At 60.1% G+C, this 19,597-nt stretch carries 15 protein-coding genes; 14 read left to right on the plus strand and 1 reads right to left on the minus strand.

Annotation, left to right across the window (positions count from 1 at the left end; genetic code table 11):
• Positions 1-18: 18 nt before the first annotated feature.
• The 10 genes from K0O24_RS06995 to K0O24_RS07040 all read left to right on the plus strand — a co-directional run bounded on the left by K0O24_RS06995 (position 19) and on the right by K0O24_RS07040 (position 14,600).
• Positions 19-495 (plus strand): glutathione peroxidase, encoded by a 477-nt coding sequence (locus K0O24_RS06995; RefSeq protein ID WP_219895516.1) that lies wholly within the window; start codon positions 19-21, stop codon positions 493-495.
• Between the two features lie 75 nt (positions 496-570).
• Complete coding sequence (gene dnaE, locus K0O24_RS07000) at positions 571-4,047, plus strand: DNA polymerase III subunit alpha (RefSeq protein WP_219895136.1); 3,477 nt, start codon at positions 571-573, stop codon at positions 4,045-4,047.
• A gap of 9 nt (positions 4,048-4,056) precedes the next feature.
• Positions 4,057-4,821 (plus strand): hypothetical protein, encoded by a 765-nt coding sequence (locus K0O24_RS07005; protein WP_219895137.1) that lies wholly within the window; start codon positions 4,057-4,059, stop codon positions 4,819-4,821.
• A gap of 26 nt (positions 4,822-4,847) precedes the next feature.
• Positions 4,848-6,323, plus strand: coding sequence for an arylsulfotransferase family protein (locus K0O24_RS07010; RefSeq protein ID WP_219895138.1), 1,476 nt, complete (start codon positions 4,848-4,850; stop codon positions 6,321-6,323).
• 83 nt (positions 6,324-6,406) lie between these two features.
• Entirely contained in the window at positions 6,407-6,640 is a 234-nt protein-coding gene (locus tag K0O24_RS07015; protein ID WP_219895698.1) for a hypothetical protein, read from the plus strand.
• 363 nt (positions 6,641-7,003) lie between these two features.
• Positions 7,004-8,035: a sulfotransferase gene (locus K0O24_RS07020; RefSeq protein WP_219895139.1), complete on the plus strand. Its 1,032-nt coding sequence runs from the start codon at positions 7,004-7,006 to the stop codon at positions 8,033-8,035.
• A gap of 355 nt (positions 8,036-8,390) precedes the next feature.
• Positions 8,391-11,999 (plus strand): hydantoinase B/oxoprolinase family protein, encoded by a 3,609-nt coding sequence (locus tag K0O24_RS07025; protein WP_219895140.1) that lies wholly within the window; start codon positions 8,391-8,393, stop codon positions 11,997-11,999.
• A gap of 2 nt (positions 12,000-12,001) precedes the next feature.
• Positions 12,002-12,649, plus strand: coding sequence for a DUF969 domain-containing protein (locus K0O24_RS07030; RefSeq protein ID WP_219895517.1), 648 nt, complete (start codon positions 12,002-12,004; stop codon positions 12,647-12,649).
• Complete coding sequence (locus K0O24_RS07035) at positions 12,646-13,581, plus strand: DUF979 domain-containing protein (protein WP_219895141.1); 936 nt, start codon at positions 12,646-12,648, stop codon at positions 13,579-13,581. The genes K0O24_RS07030 and K0O24_RS07035 overlap by 4 nt, the downstream gene beginning before the upstream one ends.
• On the plus strand, positions 13,578-14,600 hold the full coding sequence (locus tag K0O24_RS07040) for a DUF2891 domain-containing protein (protein ID WP_219895142.1): 1,023 nt from the start codon (positions 13,578-13,580) through the stop codon (positions 14,598-14,600). Before K0O24_RS07035 ends, K0O24_RS07040 begins: the two co-directional genes overlap by 4 nt.
• A 154-nt stretch (positions 14,601-14,754) precedes the next feature.
• Here K0O24_RS07040 and K0O24_RS07045 read toward each other — a convergent pair whose 3' ends face one another.
• Complete coding sequence (locus K0O24_RS07045) at positions 14,755-15,696, minus strand: LysR family transcriptional regulator (RefSeq protein WP_246611161.1); 942 nt, start codon at positions 15,694-15,696, stop codon at positions 14,755-14,757.
• A gap of 27 nt (positions 15,697-15,723) precedes the next feature.
• Here K0O24_RS07045 and K0O24_RS07050 point away from each other — a divergent pair, with 27 nt between their 5' ends.
• The 4 genes from K0O24_RS07050 to K0O24_RS07065 all read left to right on the plus strand — a co-directional run bounded on the left by K0O24_RS07050 (position 15,724) and on the right by K0O24_RS07065 (position 19,367).
• Positions 15,724-16,740 carry a zinc-dependent alcohol dehydrogenase family protein gene (locus K0O24_RS07050; RefSeq protein WP_219895143.1) on the plus strand — a complete coding sequence of 339 codons (1,017 nt, stop codon included), beginning with the start codon at positions 15,724-15,726 and terminating at the stop codon, positions 16,738-16,740.
• A 72-nt stretch (positions 16,741-16,812) separates the two neighbouring features.
• The gene (locus tag K0O24_RS07055; protein WP_219895144.1) at positions 16,813-17,832 is read left to right on the plus strand and encodes an SDR family NAD(P)-dependent oxidoreductase; all 1,020 of its coding nucleotides are present in this window, start codon (positions 16,813-16,815) and stop codon (positions 17,830-17,832) included.
• 72 nt (positions 17,833-17,904) lie between these two features.
• Positions 17,905-18,738, plus strand: a complete 834-nt coding sequence (locus K0O24_RS07060; protein WP_219895145.1) for an alpha/beta fold hydrolase — start codon at positions 17,905-17,907, stop codon at positions 18,736-18,738.
• A gap of 110 nt (positions 18,739-18,848) precedes the next feature.
• Positions 18,849-19,367, plus strand: a complete 519-nt coding sequence (locus K0O24_RS07065; RefSeq protein WP_219895146.1) for a DinB family protein — start codon at positions 18,849-18,851, stop codon at positions 19,365-19,367.
• Positions 19,368-19,597 lie beyond the last annotated feature (230 nt).

Here is a 19,597-nt window from a genome sequence, read left to right on the forward strand (position 1 = left end):
AAGATCGAGGAAGCGGAAATGACAAGCGTTCATGATTTCACTGTGAAGAAGGCCGACGGGACCGAGCAGAAGCTCTCCGATTTTGCGGGCAAGCCCATGCTGATCGTCAACACGGCCTCCAAGTGCGGGTTCACGCCGCAATATGAAGGGCTTGAGGCGCTGCACCGTGAATATGGCGACAAGGTCGAGATCATTGCCTTCCCCTGCAACCAGTTCGGCGCGCAGGAACCCGGCAACGCGGAAGAGATCGCCAATTTCTGTTCGCTGACGTATGACGTGACCTTTCCGGTCATGGCGAAGGTCGAGGTCAACGGCGCAAACGCCGATCCGCTCTACAAGCATCTGAAAAAGGAAAAGCCGGGCTTGATGGGGCTCCAGTCGATCAAATGGAATTTCACCAAGTTCCTCGTCGACAAGAATGGCAAAGTGGTGTCCCGCCATGCGCCAACCGAGAAGCCGGAAAGCCTGAAGGGTGATATTGCCAAGCTGCTTTAAGCAGCGCACCGGTTATCCCCAATTCTGTTGCTCAGTGCTGTTCACAAAGGCCGTTCCGCCGCCTAAGACGGCTTCATGCCGCATGCGCCCTTTGTTCCCTTGCGAATCCTGTCCGCCTATTCGATGCTCGAAGGCGCGATCGATCCGAAGGGCATAGCAAAGCGGGCGCGGGAACTTGGTTTTCCGGCCGCCGCGATCACGGACCGCAATGGCCTCTATGGCGTCATGGAATTCTCCGAGGCTTGCAAGTCTGCGGGCGTTCAGCCGATCATCGGAACCCTGCTTGCAGTCTCGCGACCGGACCGGCCCGATGCTGTCGCGCCAGCCTATGACTGGCTGCCGCTCTATGCGCAGGACGAGGCAGGCTATGCCAATCTCTGCGCGCTGACCTCGGCTGCGCATCTCGATCGCCCGCTTGAAGAGCCGGCCCATGTCACGTTTGAAAAGCTGGCCGAACACACCGATGGGCTGATCGCGCTCACAGGCGGTGCCGAAGGAGCGATGGCGCGCCTCATTGCCGAAGGGCAGGATTATGCAGCCATTGGCTATGCCGATCGCTTGCTGCAGCTGTTTCCGGGCCGGGTCTATGTCGAGATCGCCCGGACGCTGAACCCGATCGAAGGCGCAAGCGAAGCGGGCCTGATCGAGATCGCCCATCAGCTTGACCTGCCGCTGGTCGCGACCAACCCGGCCAATTTTGCCGAAGCCGATTTCCACGATGCGCATGACGTCATGCTCTGCATCGCGCACTCGAGCTATGTGGACAGCGACGACCGGATCAAGAGTTCGCCCGATTCATGGATCAAGCCCGCGCGCGACATGCGCCTGCTTTTCGCCGACTTGCCGGAGGCCTTGGCCAATACATTGGTCGTTGCCCAGCGGTGCGCCGTCATGGCCCCCAAGCGCAATCCGATCCTGCCCAGCATCGTCGGGGACAAGGAAGGCGAGATTACGCAACTTCGCAGCGATGCTGCAGCCGGACTCGAACGGCGGCTGGTGCGGATTTCCGAAAGCGAGCATCAGATCTATCGGGATCGGCTGGAATTCGAACTGGACGTCATCACGTCCATGGGCTTTGCGGCCTATTTCCTGATCGTTGCCGATTTCATCAAATGGGCGAAGGAACACGGCATTCCCGTGGGTCCGGGGCGTGGCTCGGGTGCGGGGTCTGTCGTTGCCTGGTCGCTGACGATCACGGATCTTGACCCGATCAAGCTGGGGCTGCTGTTCGAACGCTTCCTCAATCCGGAACGTGTCTCGATGCCGGACTTCGACATCGACTTCTGCGAAACCCGGCGCGAGGAAGTGATCCGCTATGTTCAGGCCAAATATGGCCGCGATCAGGTGGCCCAGATCATCACGTTCGGGCGCTTGAAGGCACGTGCTGTGCTGAAGGATACCGGACGGGTCCTCCAGATGAGCTATGGCCATGTCGACCGGCTGGCCAAGCTCGTCCCCAATCATCCAACCGACCCCTGGACGCTTGAACGCGCGCTCAATGGCGTTTCGGAACTGGCAGCCGAATACAAGTCCGATGCGCAGGTCCGGCGGCTGTTCGATCTTGCGCTGAAGCTGGAAGGGCTGCCCCGTCACAGTTCGACCCACGCGGCGGGCGTTGTCATCGGAGACAGGCCGCTGGCGGAGCTTGTCCCGCTCTATCGCGATCCGCGGTCCGACATGCCGGTCACGCAATTCGACATGAAATACAGCGAGAGCGCAGGGCTGGTGAAGTTCGACTTCCTCGGCCTCAAGACGCTGTCTGTCCTTCAGAAGGCGTGCGACCTGATCGAGGCACGCGAAGGTTTGCGGCCCGATCTCGATGCCCTCTCGTGGGACGATGAGGACGTTTATGCGCTCCTCCAGCGCGGAGACACGGTCGGCGTGTTCCAGCTGGAATCCGAAGGGATGCGCCGGACGCTTGCGGCCGTGCGGCCATCCAACTTCGGGGACATCATCGCGCTCGTTTCGCTCTACCGGCCGGGCCCGATGGACAATATCGGCCTGTTCGGGGATCGGAAGAACGGCCGCGTCGCGATCGAATATCCGCACCCGCTGCTCGAGGGCATCCTCGCCGAGACCTATGGCATTTTCGTGTACCAGGAACAGGTCATGCAGGCCGCGCAGATCCTTGCGGGCTACACGCTTGGCGGCGCGGACCTGCTGCGCCGTGCGATGGGCAAGAAGATCAAGGCCGAAATGGATGCCCAGCGCGAGGCATTCGTTTCGGGCAGCGCCCAGCACAACGGGATCGACGCGGCCAAGGCAAACGAACTGTTCGACTTGATCGACAAGTTCGCCGGCTATGGCTTCAACAAGAGCCACGCGGCTGCCTATGCCCTGCTTGCCTATCAGACGGCATGGCTCAAGGCGCACTATCGCGAGGATTTCTTTGCCGCCTCGATGGCGTTCGATATCTCGAACACCGACAAGCTCAGCATTTTTGCCGATGACATGCGGCGATTGGGCGTTGCCCTGCTGCCGCCCTGCATCAATCGCTCCCAGGCCGATTTCAGTGTCGAGCGGACGGATGAGGGGCTCGCGGTCCGTTATGCCCTTGGTGCGCTGAAGGGGGTGGGCGAAGGGGCCATGGAAACGCTCTGCGCCGAACGCCAGGCCAATGGTGCATTCGCTTCGATCGACGATTTTGCCGATCGTATCGGCGCGCGGCTGCTCAACCGGAGGCAGGTCGAAAGCCTTGCCGGTGCCGGGGCCTTTGATGCGATCGAGCCGCAGCGTGCCGCCGTTTTCCAGTCAGCGGAAACCATCATTGCCGTGGCGGCCCAGGCAGACTCTGCCCGGGTCAGCGGGCAGGGTGGCCTCTTTGGTGCGGAGGAAACGAGCACTGCCGCCGTCCAGCTGCCCAGCGGCGCGCACTGGTCGCTCGCCGAACGGATGAGCCAGGAGAAAGAGGCGTTCGGCTTCTATCTCTCGGCGCACCCGGTCGACCGCTATCGCCACCTTGCCGATGCGCATCACGCCCGCAGCTTCGGGGCCATCTGCGCATTGCCCGCGCCTGTTGATGGCTCGCGCACCGGCGCGGTGATGGCCGGCCTTGTCGAAGAGGTCCGCTGGCGCACATCGGCGCGCGGCCGGCGCTATGCGATGGCCACGCTGTCGGATGCGAGCGGTCAGTATGTGGTCAGCTGCTTCGATGACCTTGTTTCAAGCGAACTGGAAGAGGCCGGTCGCACCGGCGCCTGCGCCTTGCTGACGGTCGAGCTTGATCGCAAGCCCGGCGAAGAACTGCCGCGCGTCACCCTTAAACGGGTCCAGCCCTTCGAAGCGCTGGCAGCGCACACGCGGTTGAAGGCCGAACTCCTCCTGTCGGACGCTGCGGCACTGGACGGGCTTGCAGCGCTTGTCTCCGGATCGCGCGGCGGGCGGGGCGAATTGCTGATCGTCGTGCCGACCGCAACGGGCACCGCGCGGCTACGGCTGGGGCGCGACTTTGCGCTTGATGCCGAACTTGCGGCGCGGATGGAGGCCTTGCCCGGCGTCGCTGCCGTCAGGCTGGGGGCGGCTGAATCGCCCCGGCTGGCCTTGGTGTCCTGAGGGAGCGGCATGGACAGCGAATTTCTCGAACGGGCCTTCATCCAGCCGCCGCAGTCCGATGGCCCGCAAGCCGGCCGGGCCCGGATGCTGATGCCGGCGCCTGTCGGCATCACGGGAACGGGGATCGACAATCCAGAGCCGGACCTGCTGGCCCGCATGGACCCCGGCCATGTGTTCATGATGGGGGACAATCCGGCGCTGCCACCGATGCCGGCACGGCCGACACTCCTCGATTTCCTGAAGCACCGAATGCAGGGCATCACGATCCGCCATTTGCTGACGAGTGCGACCAAGGCGTTGGAGGATGGCCGCGATGACACGATCGTCATGGCCTGCCTGCTGCATGACATTTCCAATGGCTGCCTGATCCGGTCCGATCATGGCTATTGGGGTGCACAGATGCTTGCGCCGTATGTGAGCGAGGAAATCGCCTGGGCTGTGCAATATCACCAGTGTCTGCGCTATTTCGCGGACGAGGCAGAGGGCTATACCTATCCCGAAAGCTACAACCGCTTTTTCGGGCCGGATTATGTGCCGCCGGACTATATCCGCAAGGATGCCGACTTCGCGCGCACGCACCCCTGGTATGGCACCGCGCGCGCCGTGACGCTTTACGACATCTATTTCTTCGACGATTCCCCGACGCCCGATCCCGACATCTTCACGGACATCATCGGCCGCAATTTTCGCAATCCCGAAGAGGGACTTGGCTTCGACGGCTCACCCGTCGCCCATATGTGGCGGACGGCGATCTGGCCGAACAACCTGCTATAGACATTGGGTAGGTTTTTGACCCGAGATTGGCCAACATCGCTCTGATATTCATCCCAGCAAATGCAAACGGCAAAGTTGGCCTTGATTTTTTTGAGTTTGCCGTCAACGAAGTCGCACAGCTAGGCATCTGTTTTTGGGGCAAATTTATGTCGCGCATCATGTTTGCAAAAATGGAAGTCTGGATGGTCCTGCTTCTGTCACTTGCTGTGATCCCTGTAATGATCCTCTTCGGTTTTCTGGTTTTGGACGGGTCAACCGGAGGCGAGCGCTTTGGCAAGGCTTCACTTTCTGCGGTGGGCATTGCCAAGATTCCGGACACGCTGCGCGACGTCATCTCTCCGCGAGATCGTTTGCAAATCTGGAACAGCAAACGGTATGACGCAAAGCCGACAGGCTGGCACACTGCGTTGGCAAAAATGCCTCAAATTGATGGATACCTTCTGGCCAGTCGGTATGACGGATCGGTAAAACGGCACAAACTTGAACTGATCTCGATGCAAGACTGGTCGGTGAAACACACCTGGATGCCCCACGCAGAACATATCCTTGAAGGGGCGTCCACGGCATCGGCGTTTGCAGATTATACGGCCTGGAATGCTTCACTGTTCAGGGAGATCAGTCCGCTGCTGCTTGCGAATGGGGATATCATAGCCAAAGATCACAATGCGCCTTTGTTCCGGCTTGATATTTGTGGACAGCGCAAATGGATGAACGACGGAAGGATATTCCATCATTCAACAGAAATGGATGGTGACGGCCATATATGGGTGCCTTCAGTTGTGGAGCCTCACTCTGTGAAGGCATTACCCCCCGATTTTTTTGAGGATCAGATTGTACAGTTGGATCTGAACGGCAAGATCCTGTTTGCGCGGTCTGTGCCGAAGTTGATGCTCGATAATCAACTTGAGTTTCTTCTGTTCACCAACGGAATGTACAACCGCGATCCGACGCATCTTAATGACATTGAGCCGGTGCTTGACGATGGACCATTTTGGAAGCGCGGCGACGTATTCTTGAGTTTGCGCAATATTTCAACAATCCTGCTGTATCGGCCTTCTTCGGACAAGATTATCTGGATGAAGCAAGGGCCTTGGGTTGCGCAACACGACGTTGATATTTTGGATGATCACAGGATTTCGGTTTACGACAATCATGCCCAGGATCGCGGATATGGTCCGTATTTTGAGGGCAACTCGAACATCCTGGTCTATGACTTTTCAAACGGCGCTGTGAGCAGGCCCTACAGTGATTTGATGAAGTCCGAAAACATTCGAACGTCGGCCGCAGGGCTTTTTACACCTTTATCGAATGGTTACGCCTTGATCGAAGACGTTCAAGACGCGCGCCTGCTCATCGCTGGTCCCGACAATTCCCTGGCTGCAGAATTCACAAATCGTGCTGCAGACGGAAACATTTACCTCTTGGGCTGGAGTCGGTTCTTGGACAAAGCTCTGGGTGATAGGGTCGTGCGCCTTGCGAAGGCTGCACACTGCACAGCTTAGGCTCTCGCGGCGGCATTAACCATAGAGGTTTTGTGAGCGAGAGAATTGGTGATAAGGGCTGAGGCTCAGGGAGGGGCGCCGCAATGGAAAAGTTATTGCGTTATATCTTTGTGTTTCAGTTTCTGGTGCTTCAGGCAAGTATGGCTGAAGCCTATATAGGGCCCGGCACTGCAGCCAGCGCCATAATGACAATGCTTGGAGTGGTTGGCTCCTTCTTCCTCGCGATCTTCGCAATCGTCTGGTATCCGATCAAGCGCGCATTGAAGGCTCGGAGAAAGCCGACTGCGGCCGATGATAGCGCTCAACCAAAAAAATGACATTTTGGCTGCTGATCATTGCAGCTACGATTGTCACCTCAGAGACATTGTGGCGCATGCCAATAGTCGCGAGCATACGCGCTGGATCGGATTACTCACATAGGGCTTTTCGTGTTCTGAGATCGCACAGAATTTCGGATCACTGGAAAGAATGTGTGCTTCCCACCTACGCCAGGCACATATGCATTCGCTCGGTGGCCACATTTGGACTCATGATGTTTGCCCTTCTGCCAATGCTCTTGGCTGGCCTAATCTTCCCGCTTGGGTTGAGGGCTTGGAGTGAGGAATTGATGCAACCAATGACGATTGCCGCAGTTACTGCTGTTTCATTGAGTTACATCGGTCTTCGGAAAAGAGTGATCGGTGGCTGACTATTCGGTCGCCGATCAGATATTGCATCGCCTTGCATTGGGCTTGCCATTTCTTGCTGAAGCTGTGCACGATATTGAACGAGCAACATTCCTCAAATCGGCTCCGAGGAATGAAGGAAATCATGTTTTTGTCTGCGGGCTTGCACGCTCTGGTACAACAATCCTCATGCGCGAAATATACGCGACCGCCCAATTTGGATCTTTGACTTATGCCGATATGCCATTTGTTCTGGCGCCAAATCTTTGGGCGAAGTTGTCCAACAACCACGGCAAACAGAGCCAAAAGTCGGAACGGGCGCATGGTGACGGCATAGACGTTGACAACCAGAGCCCTGAGGCACTGGACGAAGTTTATTGGCGTATATTTGACGGTCCCACCTACGTTGGCACCGATGCTCTAATGCCGCACACTCCAAGCAAGGAATTGATTGCAGGCTATGAGGATCTTATCCGGCTTGTGCTTCGAAAAACCGGCAAGACACGATATTTGTCAAAAAACAACAACAACATTCTGAGAATTGGATCGCTGTCGGCAGCCATGCCAGAAGCTCATTTTTTGATACCTGTGCGCCATCCCTTGGATCAGGCGCAGAGCCTCTGGAAGCAGCACAGGAGATTTTTGGATGCTCCCCGGTTTACGCAAAGCTACATGACTTGGCTTGGTCACCATGAATTCGGAGCCACCCATCGGCCGTTTCGCTTTTCTTCAATCATCACCGGTGACCCGAATGGCATCGATTATTGGCTCCGCAACTGGATTTCGGCCTACGCCGCATTGGCCAGAGTCGAGGAAGACGCCAAGAATATGGTCTTCGTTCCGTTCGAGGATCTTAACAGCAAGCCTGCGGTTTGGCAGGCCGTGGCAGAACGCATCGCAATCAGAAATGGCCCGGCCGTGGAATTGCGCGAAATCAATCATGCTACGGAATCTTCGCCCGATCCTTTGCTACTGGCTGAGGCAAAATCGATTTATGACAACCTCAGATCACGAGGGCTGTCGAGCCTTGGGCTAATGACAGGTTAGGCACAGTAAATTCTCGATGTCTGCAGCTTTGCAGCGCATGGCAGTGTCTCCCAAACTGCCATCCCCAACGGTCCATGCGCTGAGCTTAACGGGCTGGTGCCAGCTTTACATCCCAAATCAGCCGAAGCACTTGGTGTGCAAGCGAACCCTTCCTTGCCTCACGTGAACCGCCTAGTTTCAGTGCCTTTGGTAGGTTCAAGCATTCTGGTGCTCGTGCTCAACGTCGATGCTTGAGACGCTGTTCCCCATATCAAGGCCTTTGTCGTGCGACGATCGAATTTCCGCCCTGGTGCAGCTGCGCGCGCAAAAGAGATGAAGGACTTGAGCAGCGCGCGCCAGTCCCTATGACCGACCCATGAGCGCGCGATGGCAATTCTGGATCGACCGTGGTGGAACCTTCACCGATGTCGTGGCGCGGGCGCCGGACGGGCGGGTCTTGACGGCCAAGCTGCTGTCTGAAGACCCGGCGCGGCCGGGCGATGCCGCAGTTGCCGCAATTCGTCGGCTCAGCGGGGTCGCGCTAGGCCCCTTGCCTGATGCAGATGTGAGGATGGGGACTACCGTAGCTACCAATGCCCTGCTCGAGCGCAAGGGAGAGCCGACCGTGCTCGCAATCACCCGGGGCTTTGGCGACGCGCTCAGGATCGGTACGCAAGAACGGCCCGAGCTGTTCGTACGCCAGATCGTTCTTACCGAGCCACCCCATGCCAGAGTGATCGAGATCGATGAGCGGATGAGCGCTTCGGGCGCGGTGCTAAGCGAACTGGATGAGGACGGGGCCGCGCGCGCCTTTGCAAGGGCTCATGCAGACGGCTTTCGTTCGATTGCCATCGTGCTGTTGCACGCCTGGCGTTATCCCGCACATGAAGCGCGGCTGGCTGGCATCGCCCGCGCGGCGGGCTTCACGCAGGTTTCTGTCAGCCATGAATTGTCACCCACAATCAAGCTGGTGGCTCGGGGCGATACGACGCTGGTCGATGCCTATCTCTCGCCCGTGCTGCGGCGCTACGTCAGTGCGTTTGAAGCGGAACTGGGCGGACACAACCGCCCATTGTTCATGCAATCAAGTGGCGGCCTTGTCGACGGCGCGCGCTTTCACGGCAAGGACGCCATTCTGTCTGGCCCTGCCGGCGGCATAGTTGGAATGGCTCGCACCGCGGCGCTTTCGGGCTGCAATCGGGTGATCGGCTTTGACATGGGGGGGACTTCGACCGACGTCTCGCATTATGCTGGTGAGTTCGAACGCGATAGCGAGACCCGCGTTGCCGGTGCACGGATCACGGCACCGATGCTGCGGATCCACACCGTGGCGGCAGGTGGCGGCTCGATCTGCCGGTTTGACGGCGGGCGACTGGTGGTTGGCCCGCAAAGCGCGGGGGCACTTCCCGGCCCGGCCTGTTATGGCAATGGCGGCCCGCTTACCGTCACGGACTGCAATGTCCTGCTCGGCAAACTGATACCCGCACAGTTTCCCAAGGTGTTCGGACCCACAGGCGACCAGCCGATCGACCGCGCGATCGTTGACGCGCGGTTCGCCGAGCTTGCCGCTACGATCGCTGCCGAGACGGGCGACGCGATGGAGCCCGAACAGATTGCCGAGGGCTGCATTCGCATCGCGGTTGCCAACATGGCCAACGCGATCCGCCGGATAAGCGTCGCACGCGGCCATGATGTGACCAATCATGCGCTCGTCTGCTTTGGCGGGGCAGGCGGCCAGCACGCCTGTCTGGTAGCCGAAGCGTTGAGCATCGATACTGTGCTGGTCAATCCGCTCGCCGGTGTACTTTCAGCCTATGGCATGGGCCTCGCGAGCGAAGCGGTAGTGCGCGAGGCCAGCCTTGGCATGCAGCTGGTGCCGGGAGTCGAGGTCGAGGTCGAGGCGCTGCGCGTGAAGTTGGCCGAAGAAGCGAGCGCACAACTCAGCTCGATGCCAAGCCGGATCGAAGCGTGGCTATTCGTGCGGCGCGAAGGCTCGGAAAACGCCTTCCCGCTCAAACCTGCGCCGGCGCCTGAACTGGCTGAGGCCTTTGCGAGGGCCCATCGTGCCGAATTTGGCTACGACGGCCATGGTGCGCTGATCATCGAGCGCGTTCGTGTCGAGGCGGCGGCAGAGGATGGTTCGGCGGGCGGGCTCGTCTGGCCGCTGCCTGCAGTTTCGGCGCCCCCGCTGATGCAAGCGCGCTGCTGGTTGGGAGGTGCTTTCCAAGAGGTCCCGGTTCATGATCGTGCCGGGCTGGCTTCAGGCTTTGTTGCAGACGGGCCACTGATTGTTTGCGATCGGCTAGCGACGACCATCGTCGAACCCGGTTGGGCGCTGAGGGTCGATGAGGATGGCACGCTGAGGCTCACGCGCCACGGGGCGTGCCTGACTGACCTGTCTGCCCGCGCCGGGAATGTCGAAGGCGAGTCATCTTCTCCTGACCCGATCCGACTCGAAATCTTCAACGGACTGTTCATGGGAATAGCTGAGGATATGGGCGCCGCGCTTGCGCGAACGGCCAGTTCGGTCAACATCCGCGAGCGGCTCGATTTCTCCTGCGCGCTGTTCGATAGCGCTGGCCGGCTTGTGGCGAATGCGCCGCACATGCCCGTGCACCTCGGCTCTATGGGGGAAAGCGTCGGCCGGGTGATTGCGGCACGGCTTGGCGGATCGGACGGGCGGGGCGTGAAGCGCGGCGATGCCTACGTCCTCAACGCCCCTTATGCCGGGGGCACTCACCTGCCCGACATTACGGTGATTGCCCCGGTCTTTGTCGAAGGTGACGCACAGGCCCCCAGCTTCTGGGTCGCGGCGCGCGGGCACCACGCTGACATTGGCGGCATCGCGCCCGGATCGATGCCTCCGACCAGCCGAACCATTGCCGATGAAGGGGTGATGATCGACAATGTGCTGCTCGTCGATGAGGGCGTTTTGCGCGATCGCGAAATGCGAACATTGCTTGGCTCTGGGGCATACCCTGCGCGCAACATCGATCAGAACATGGCAGACCTTGCCGCCCAGCTTGCCGCCTGCGCGCGCGGAGCGGCGGGCCTTCAGGCGGCGTGTGCCGAGCATGGCCGCGCGGTCGTCTCTGCGTATATGGGCCACGTCAACGCCAATGCCGAAGAGGCGGTGCGCAGGCTGATCGGTCGACTGAAGGATGGAACGTTCGCTTACGAGATGGATAATGGCGCGATTGTGAAGGTCGCTGTCAGGATCGATGCGGCAGCGCGCCACGCCACGATCGACTTTGCCGGAACCAGTGCACAACGCACCGACAATTTCAATGCACCGTTCAGTGTTGTTCGCGCTGCGGTGATGTATGTGTTGCGCACAATGATCGACGATCCGATCCCGATGAACGAGGGCTGCCTGACCCCTGTGACGATTCTCGTGCCCGAGGGTTCGATGCTGCGTCCGCGCTATCCCGCAGCGGTGGTGGCCGGCAATGTGGAAACCAGCCAGGTGGTCACTGACGCCCTTTTCGGAGCCTTTGGGGCAATGGCCGCGAGCCAGGGCACGATGAACAACTTCACCTTCGGCAACGCCCACTACCAGTATTATGAGACCATTGCAGGGGGGTCGGGGGCAGGGCCGGGTTTTGCCGGAGCATCGGCCGTTCAAACCCACATGACAAACTCGCGCCTGACCGATCCCGAAATACTGGAGAGCCGCTTCCCCGTGGTGATTGAGGAATTTGCGATCCGTGCTGGCTCAGGCGGCGCTGGCAAATGGCGTGGCGGCGATGGCGTTGTGCGGCGAATCCGCTTCGAAGAGGGAATGCAGGCGGGGATCCTCGCGAACCGACGCCGCGTGCCACCTTTCGGTTTGGCAGGTGGCATGCCGGGCAAGCCAGGTGCGATGCGGGTCGAGCGAACCTCGGGCATGGTCGAGGTGCTAGATGCGACTGCTTCGGTCGCGGTTGAGCCAGGCGATGTGGCGGTGATCGAAACTCCGGGTGGCGGGGGGTATGGGGCGCCATGAATCTGCTCGTGCTCAGTGGCATCGCGGTGATGATCGGCGGCTTCATGCTGCGCTTGAACCCGCTCCTGGTGGTCTTGTGCGCAGCGCTGGCGAGCGGGCTTTCTGCGGGAATGGATCCGGTCGCGGTCATCGCGATTTTTGGCAAGGCCTTCAATAACAGCCGATATGTCAGTGTTGTCTGGATCGTTCTGCCGGTAATCGGACTCCTGGAACGTCGCGGCCTGCAGGAACGCGCGCGGGGTGTGATTGCGGGGATGAAGGGAGCCACCCTGCCGCGTCTGCTCACAGGCTATCTGCTGTTTCGTCAGCTCAGTGCGGCACTTGGCCTTGTCTCGATCGCCGGCCACGCACAAACTGTGCGACCGCTGCTTGCCCCTATGGCCGAGGCCACTGCAGAGCCCAGAGACGAAGCAGAGGCTGAACGGGTCAAGGCTCTTGCCGCGGCGACTGACAATATCGGCCTGTTCTTCGGTGAGGACATCTTCATTGCGATCGGCTCCATCCTGTTGATGAAGGGTTTTCTTGCCCAGAACGGGATTGAACTTTCGCCTTTCTCGCTTTCGGTCTGGGCGATTCCGACCGCTGTCGCCGCCTTCCTGATCCATTCGCTGCGCATCCGCCTGTTCGAATGGCGCAGGCATCGCAAATGATCGGGCTCCCTCAAGTCTATCTGCTTGCTGGCCTCATTTTCGCGGCTTTCGCGGTGCTGTCCGCGCGCGATGCCAGCAACCCGCGCCGTTTGGCCAACGCCGCGTTCTGGGCGCTCCTTGCGCTTTCCATGGTGGCGGGTGACTGGCTGGGCGATGTTGCCAACGGCCTCCTGGTTCTGGCGCTGGTCGGCATTGCGGCGTTCGGACTGGGGCGCGGCACGAGCGAGGCCAGCGTCGGTGAACGTGCCGCCGAAGCTGCACGTCATGGCAATCGGCTGTTCTTTCTTGCGCTCGTGATTCCGCTGGTCGCGCTTGCAGGAACGCTCTGCTTCAATGCGCTGCCGGACCTCGTCGATCCCAAGCAGGTGACGCTGGTCAGTCTTGCGCTGGGCACGCTGCTGGCGCTGACAATCGGACTTGCATGGCTTCGAGTGAGGGCGCTCGAGCCGTTCGAGGAAGGCCGGCGTTTGATGGACGCCGTCGGTTGGGCTGCGGTGCTGCCACAGATGCTTGCCAGTCTGGGCGCAGTGTTCGCGGCTGCCGGGGTTGGAGATATCGTCGGCCAGTTCGCGAGTGCGGCGATCCCTGCTGACAGCCGGCTTGCGGCGGTGATTGCCTATGGTCTTGGCATGGCGGCATTCACGATGGTGATGGGCAATGCCTTTGCTGCCTTTCCGGTGATGGCAGCGGGGATCGGGCTACCGATCCTGGTCCACCAATATGGCGGAGATCCGGCTGTGGTCGCGGCGATCGGCATGCTCTGCGGCTTCTGCGGCACGTTGATGACGCCAATGGCGGCAAACTTCAACATTGTGCCCGCGGCCCTTCTCGAGCTTTCCGACCGCAACGCAGTGGTGAAGGCCCAGGTGCCCACCGCACTGCCTTTGCTGGCGGTCAACATTGCCCTGATATGGTTTCTGGCGTTCCGATGAGCGGCCTTACTTCCGATCTTGCCGCGCGGTTCATGGCCACGACGCTGGGCCATCTGGGGCGCGAATATCCCCACAAGCTTGACCATGTGATGGACGGTCCAGCGGACGCCCTGACCCCTTCGCAGCTTCACCCGATTTTCCACGGCAGCTTCGATTGGCACAGCTGCGTCCATGGCTGGTGGCAGGTGTTGCGCCTGGCCCGGCTCCATCCCGACCTGCCCGAAGCGGTGGAGGTGCGCGCCCGGGCAGCAGCGATGCTGAGTGCCGATAATTTCGACCGAGAGACCGCCTATCTCGCGCGGCCCTCCTCGCGCGGGTTTGAGCGTCCCTACGGATGGGCGTGGGCACTTGCACTGCACGGCGAAATGGTCCTCCACGTAGCGCCCTGGGCGCGTAACGCCGACGGCTTTGCTCGTGCATTTGCGGCGCGCTTTGCCACGTTTCTGCCCTTGCAGACCTATCCGATCCGTACCGGCACGCACTTCAACAGCGCGTTTGCCCTGACACTGGCGCTCGACTGGGCTCGCGGGCATGATTCCGCCCTTGCCACACTTATCGAACAGCGCGCAGTCCACTGGTTTGGCGCAGACCGTGCTGCCCAGGTCTGGGAGCCGGGCGGGGACGAATTCCTCTCGTCCACCCTGTGCGAAGCACTATTGATGAGCCGGACACTGGGCGCGCAGTTCCCTGACTGGTTTGGCAATTTCCTGCCCGATCTGGCCAAGGGCGAACCCGCAACGCTGTTTTCGCCAGCAACAGTCTCCGACCGAAGCGATGGCAAGATCGCGCATCTCGACGGGCTCAATCTCAGCCGCGCATGGTGCCTTCGGGAGATTGTTGCCGCACTGGGCGATGATCACCCGCTAACCGCGCGCCTTCTTGCAAACGCCGAACTGCACCTCGCTGCCGCACTACCGCACATCGCAGGCGACTTTATGGGCGAACACTGGCTGGCGACCTTTGCCCTGCTGGCGCTGGAAGCAGGCCCATTGCCCGGTTGCGCCTCCGGCCCACCCTGACGGAATGAACACACGATCGGCATACCCGGCCGCTATTCGGTTTGGCCCGATCCTGCTTCATCGCGCTTGAAGCTACCCTACACACTTATGATAATCTCGTGCTCGCCAGCGACTTTGGCTGTGACGATTCTGGAACAGCGAGCTATGCGTCAGGTCACCGGGATGAAAGACGCTCGACTAGCAAGTCCACGAAGGCGCGCAGACGGGGCAAACGTCCCAGATCCCTGTGGAACCCAAGCCAGTTGTCCCGGCTTGGCGGCTCAGTGTCGAGATCCACTCTCTCAATTCCGGCAGTAACTTCACCGAGGGGGACGGGAAGGACAGCGATCCCGACACCAAGTGCGCAGAGCTGCGCCTGAACATCGCGGCTATTGCTCCTTGCCGAGATGTGCGCGTTCGGAAAAGTCCGCGTCATCCAAGCAACATCGGGCATTGCGTCATAGGCCGTGTCCATCACAATCATCGGGCAGCCGGCGCCATCCCCTGCGGCTGGCTGAAAAGTACCGGCCTTCGCATAGACTCCATATTTTATGGTCACCAGCCTGCGGGCGATAACCTCTGGTTCGTCGAAACTGGCGATGCGGATGACCAGATCTGCCTCACGGCGGGCAAGGCTGTAAACGCGGGCATCGGTGAGGAGCTCGACGACAACGGCTGGATTCAGCTGGGCGAACTCTGCCACCACCGGCGCCAACATGATCCGGCCGAACCAGTCCGAACAAGTCAGGCGCAGAGCGCCTTGGAGGGACCCATCTCTGCCGAAAAATTCACGAGCGAGCGCCAGGGCTTCGACCTCCATGATCTCAGCATGACGAAGCATGACCTCACCCTCGTCGGTCAGCGAAAGGCCGGATGCAGAGCGCTGGAACAGTATTGCGCCGACGGCCTTTTCGAGCGCTCGCAACCGCCGCCCCATCGTCGGCTGTGATTGCCCCAATCGTCGGCCCGCGCCCCCCAGGGACCCAGCCCGCGCTATAGCGAGAAAAACGCGCAGGTCACTCCACTCAAGAGGTGCAGCGGGCATATGACATCCATTCAAAAATGAATGAACCATGTGCACTTTTTGTGACTGCCAGTCAAAGAAGAATGCGTTCATCACCTGACCAACATCAGGAGTTCGACCATGTCTACATCAACCATGACCGCAGCCGTCGTTGAAGCAACAAACGGGCCTTTCGTCTTGCGCGAGCTTGACCGCCCTAAGCCGGGTCCTGGGCAGGTGCTTGTGCAAATCGCGGCAAGTGGCACCAATCCGCTCGATGCGAAGATCAGAGCCGATGGGGCTCCCCATGCCAAGCAGCCCTTGCCGGCAATTCTCGGAATGGACCTTGCCGGAACCGTTGTCGCGACCGGTCCAGGTGTGGAGGACTTCCGAACTGGTGACGCCGTCTTCGGACTAACTGGCGGAGTTGGCGGGTTGCAAGGCTCGCACGCGCAGTTTGCAGCCGTCGATGCCAAACTGCTGGCTCGTAAACCGGAATCGCTGACCATGCAGGAAGCCTCGGTGCTTCCACTGGTTGTTATCACTGCATGGGAGGGATTGGTCGATCGCATGCAGGTGCATGCCGGGCAGACAGTGCTCGTTCAGGGCGGCGGCGGCGGCGTGGGTCACGTCGCTGTCCAGATAGCGCTCGCACGCGGCGCGAAAGTGTTTGCAACCGCGCGCGGCAAGGATCTCGAATATGTGCGCAGCCTGGGAGCGACCCCCATCGACGGGTCCGTCGACACTGAGACATATGTGGCCGAGCATACCGGCAGTCGGGGCTTTGATCTCGTCTACGATACGATCGGCGGCGACCTGCTGGATGCCTCTTTCCGGGCCGTGAAGCGGTTCGGGCACGTGGTGAGTTGTCTTGGCTGGGGCACACACAAGCTTGCCCCTCTTTCGTTCAAGCAAGCGACCTATTCCGGCGTGTTCACGCTTCACACCCTGCTTGCCGATGAGGGCCGGGCCCACTTCGGGGAAATTCTGGAGCAGGCGAGCGCACTTGTAGAGGCAGGCAAACTTCGCCCTCGGCTCGATCCGCGCAGCTTCCAGATGGAAGATATCATGGCTGCCTATGACGCGGTGCTCGGACGAAACGGGGCTGCGCGGGCGCAAGGGAAAATCGCAATCACGATCGACTCGCAATTCGACTAGTCGAGCGGCGCCGGTGCCGGGTCCCCGACTTGGCTTCCCATCAAAGAATTCCCGCACTTACAGGAGTAAAACATGACCAAGACATTTGGAGCCAAATCGACCACCGATGAGGTGCTCGCCGGTATCGACCTGACGGGCAAGCGTATCCTTGTGACCGGGATTTCGGCCGGACTGGGCCTTGAAACCGCCCGTGCACTTGCCAGCCACGGTGCGACAGTAGTCGGCACCGCGAGGGACTTGAACAAGGCGCTCAAAGCACTCGCCCAAGCAGGATTGGACACAACCTCGATCGAACTGGCCGAACTGGATCTGGCTGACCTTGCGAGCGTCAGGAGTGCCTCTGACAAGCTGGGCGTGGAAGGGCGGACGCTCGATCTTGTTATCGCAAATGCCGGGGTCATGGCACCGCCATTCGGTCTCACGGCTGACGGCTTCGAGACTCAGTTCGGCACCAACCATCTCGGGCATTTTGTCTTCGTCAACAGGATCGCCAAGCTGATGTGCCCCGGATCTCGGTTAGTCATTCTGGCGTCTTCGGGACATCGCTTCTCAGATGTCGATCTGGCGGATCCCAACTTCGATAGGACACCCTACGATCCCTTTGTCGGCTATGGTCGTTCCAAGACCGCCAACATCCTGTTCGCGGTCGAGTTCGATCGTCGCTATCGCTCGCTCGGCTTGCGCGCGACCGCGGTTCATCCTGGCGGGATCCAGACCGAGCTCGCCCGGCACATGGGCGGCGATCGACTCCAACTGCTCTTCGACCAGATCAATCTGGATCTGGCAAGGGAGGGCAAACCGCCAATGGAGTGGAAGACGCCGCAGCAGGGCGCTGCGACAACACTGTGGGCGGGCCTCGTTGCGGACGCAGATGACGTCGGCGGCCGATATTGCGAAGATTGCCAGGTATCCCCAGTGGTCAGCGAACAGAGCATTGGCTTTGGCAGCCCGGGAGTGCGTCCCTATGCGCTAGACCCGAAAACGGCCCAAGCCTTGTGGAAGAAGAGCGAGGATTGGGTCTCTGAGACCTTTGACTTGAGGCACGCTGGCGCTCGCGCTGACGCCGAAACGCCCCTCAGTCAAATAAGCTGATGAAGCGCGCGCTGGCTGCCGCGCGCCGGACAGCCAGCGCTCTTGAGTTTCGGCGCTACATGGAGACTAACAATGGACACGATCACCACCAGCGACGGCACGCGCATCTTCTACAAGGACTGGGGACCAAAGGAGGCGCGGCCGATCGTTTTTCACCATGGTTGGCCCCTCAGTGCCGACGAGTGGGACAACCAGATGATGTTTTTCCTCGAACGCGGCTTTCGCGTGATTGCACATGACCGGCGCGGTCACGGCCGGTCAACGCAGACCAGCCGGGGAAATGATATGGACACTTATGCCAACGACGTCGTCGCACTCGCCCGCGAGCTCGACCTGCGAGGCGCAATCCATGTCGGGCACTCCACGGGCGGCGGCGAGGTAGCCCGCTATGTCGCCCGGGCTGAACCCGGTCGTGTGTCCATGGCCATACTGATAAGCGCTATCACTCCGGTCATGATCCGCAAGGACACCAACCCCGCCGGGCTCCCAATCGAGGTGTTCGACGGGTATCGCGCCGCAGTTGCAGGGAACCGGGCGCTGGCCTACCTCGAAATCGCTTCCGGCCCCTTCTACGGCTTTAATCGCCCCGGCGTCGCGCCGATCGAAGGCACTATTCGAAACTGGTGGCGCCAGGGAATGATGGGCGGGATCAAGGCACACCATGACTGCATCAGGGTCTTTTCCGAAACCGATCTGACCGAGGATCTCAAGGCAATCGATGTTCCGGTCCTCGTGCTTCACAGCGAGGATGATCAGGTCGTGCCGTATGTGGCGTCTGCCCCAATTGCGGTCAAGCTGCTGAAAAACGGCACGCTCAAAACCTACTCTGACCTGCCGCATGGGATGCCGACGAGCCACCCGGATATCATCAACGCGGACATTCTGGCCTTCATTGAGAAAGGATAGGCTGAGCTGGCGGTTTATAGATGTCCGCTTTCCACCCCATTTGCGACGAAGCGGTCGGTCAGTGAGCGACCCCATTGCTGACATTGCTGTTCCTGCTTAGGTTGAAGCCAATGGCAACCGAAGTACGAGACCAACTACTCCGCCAATTCGAAACGGCTTCGAGGCTCCTGCACTTTCATTTGGACGGGCTCACACTTGACGAAGCCATGTGGCGACCATCCATCCGAGGCCTGCATGTTCATCGTGACGAAAAAGATGGATGGACCGCAGATTGGCCGGAGCATGAAGGCTACGACCTGGGCCCACCCAGTGCTGCATGGATTTCGTGGCATATCGTTTTCTGGTGGTCGATGGTACTCGATCACAGCTTTGGCGAAGGGGCATTGTCTCGCGAAACAATTGAATGGGCCGGTGACGACTTCGCGTCTCAGATTGAGGAGCTGGAACGTAAATGGCTGGCTGCGATTGCCGAACTAGACGATGATGATTTGAGGTCTAGCGAAATGTCGAAATGGCCGATGTCCGGCCGACCATTTGCAGACGTAGTAGGATGGGTGAACATCGAGCTGACAAAGAACGCGTCGGAGCTTGGCCTCATCCGCTTCTTCTATGCTGCGAGACAGGACTAGTCGAACGTCCGCTTTCCACCCCAAATCGGACGTTGGGCAGTCGCACGCATTCGCCCAAAACCTGACGTTCCCCCGTGCTTGGCATGGGATGACGGGGTGGCCGTCGGTGAAAGGCTGAACTCGTTGTTGCCCACGAAAAACCCCTTTCCTATTTGATGCGGATCTGCTTCATCCTGTGCGATGAAGCGCAGCGCCGCCTCCTTCCAAATTCCCGCCAGTCCCGCTGATCG

The organism is Aquisediminimonas profunda (genome assembly GCF_019443285.1).
GTDB lineage: Bacteria > Pseudomonadota > Alphaproteobacteria > Sphingomonadales > Sphingomonadaceae > Aquisediminimonas > Aquisediminimonas profunda.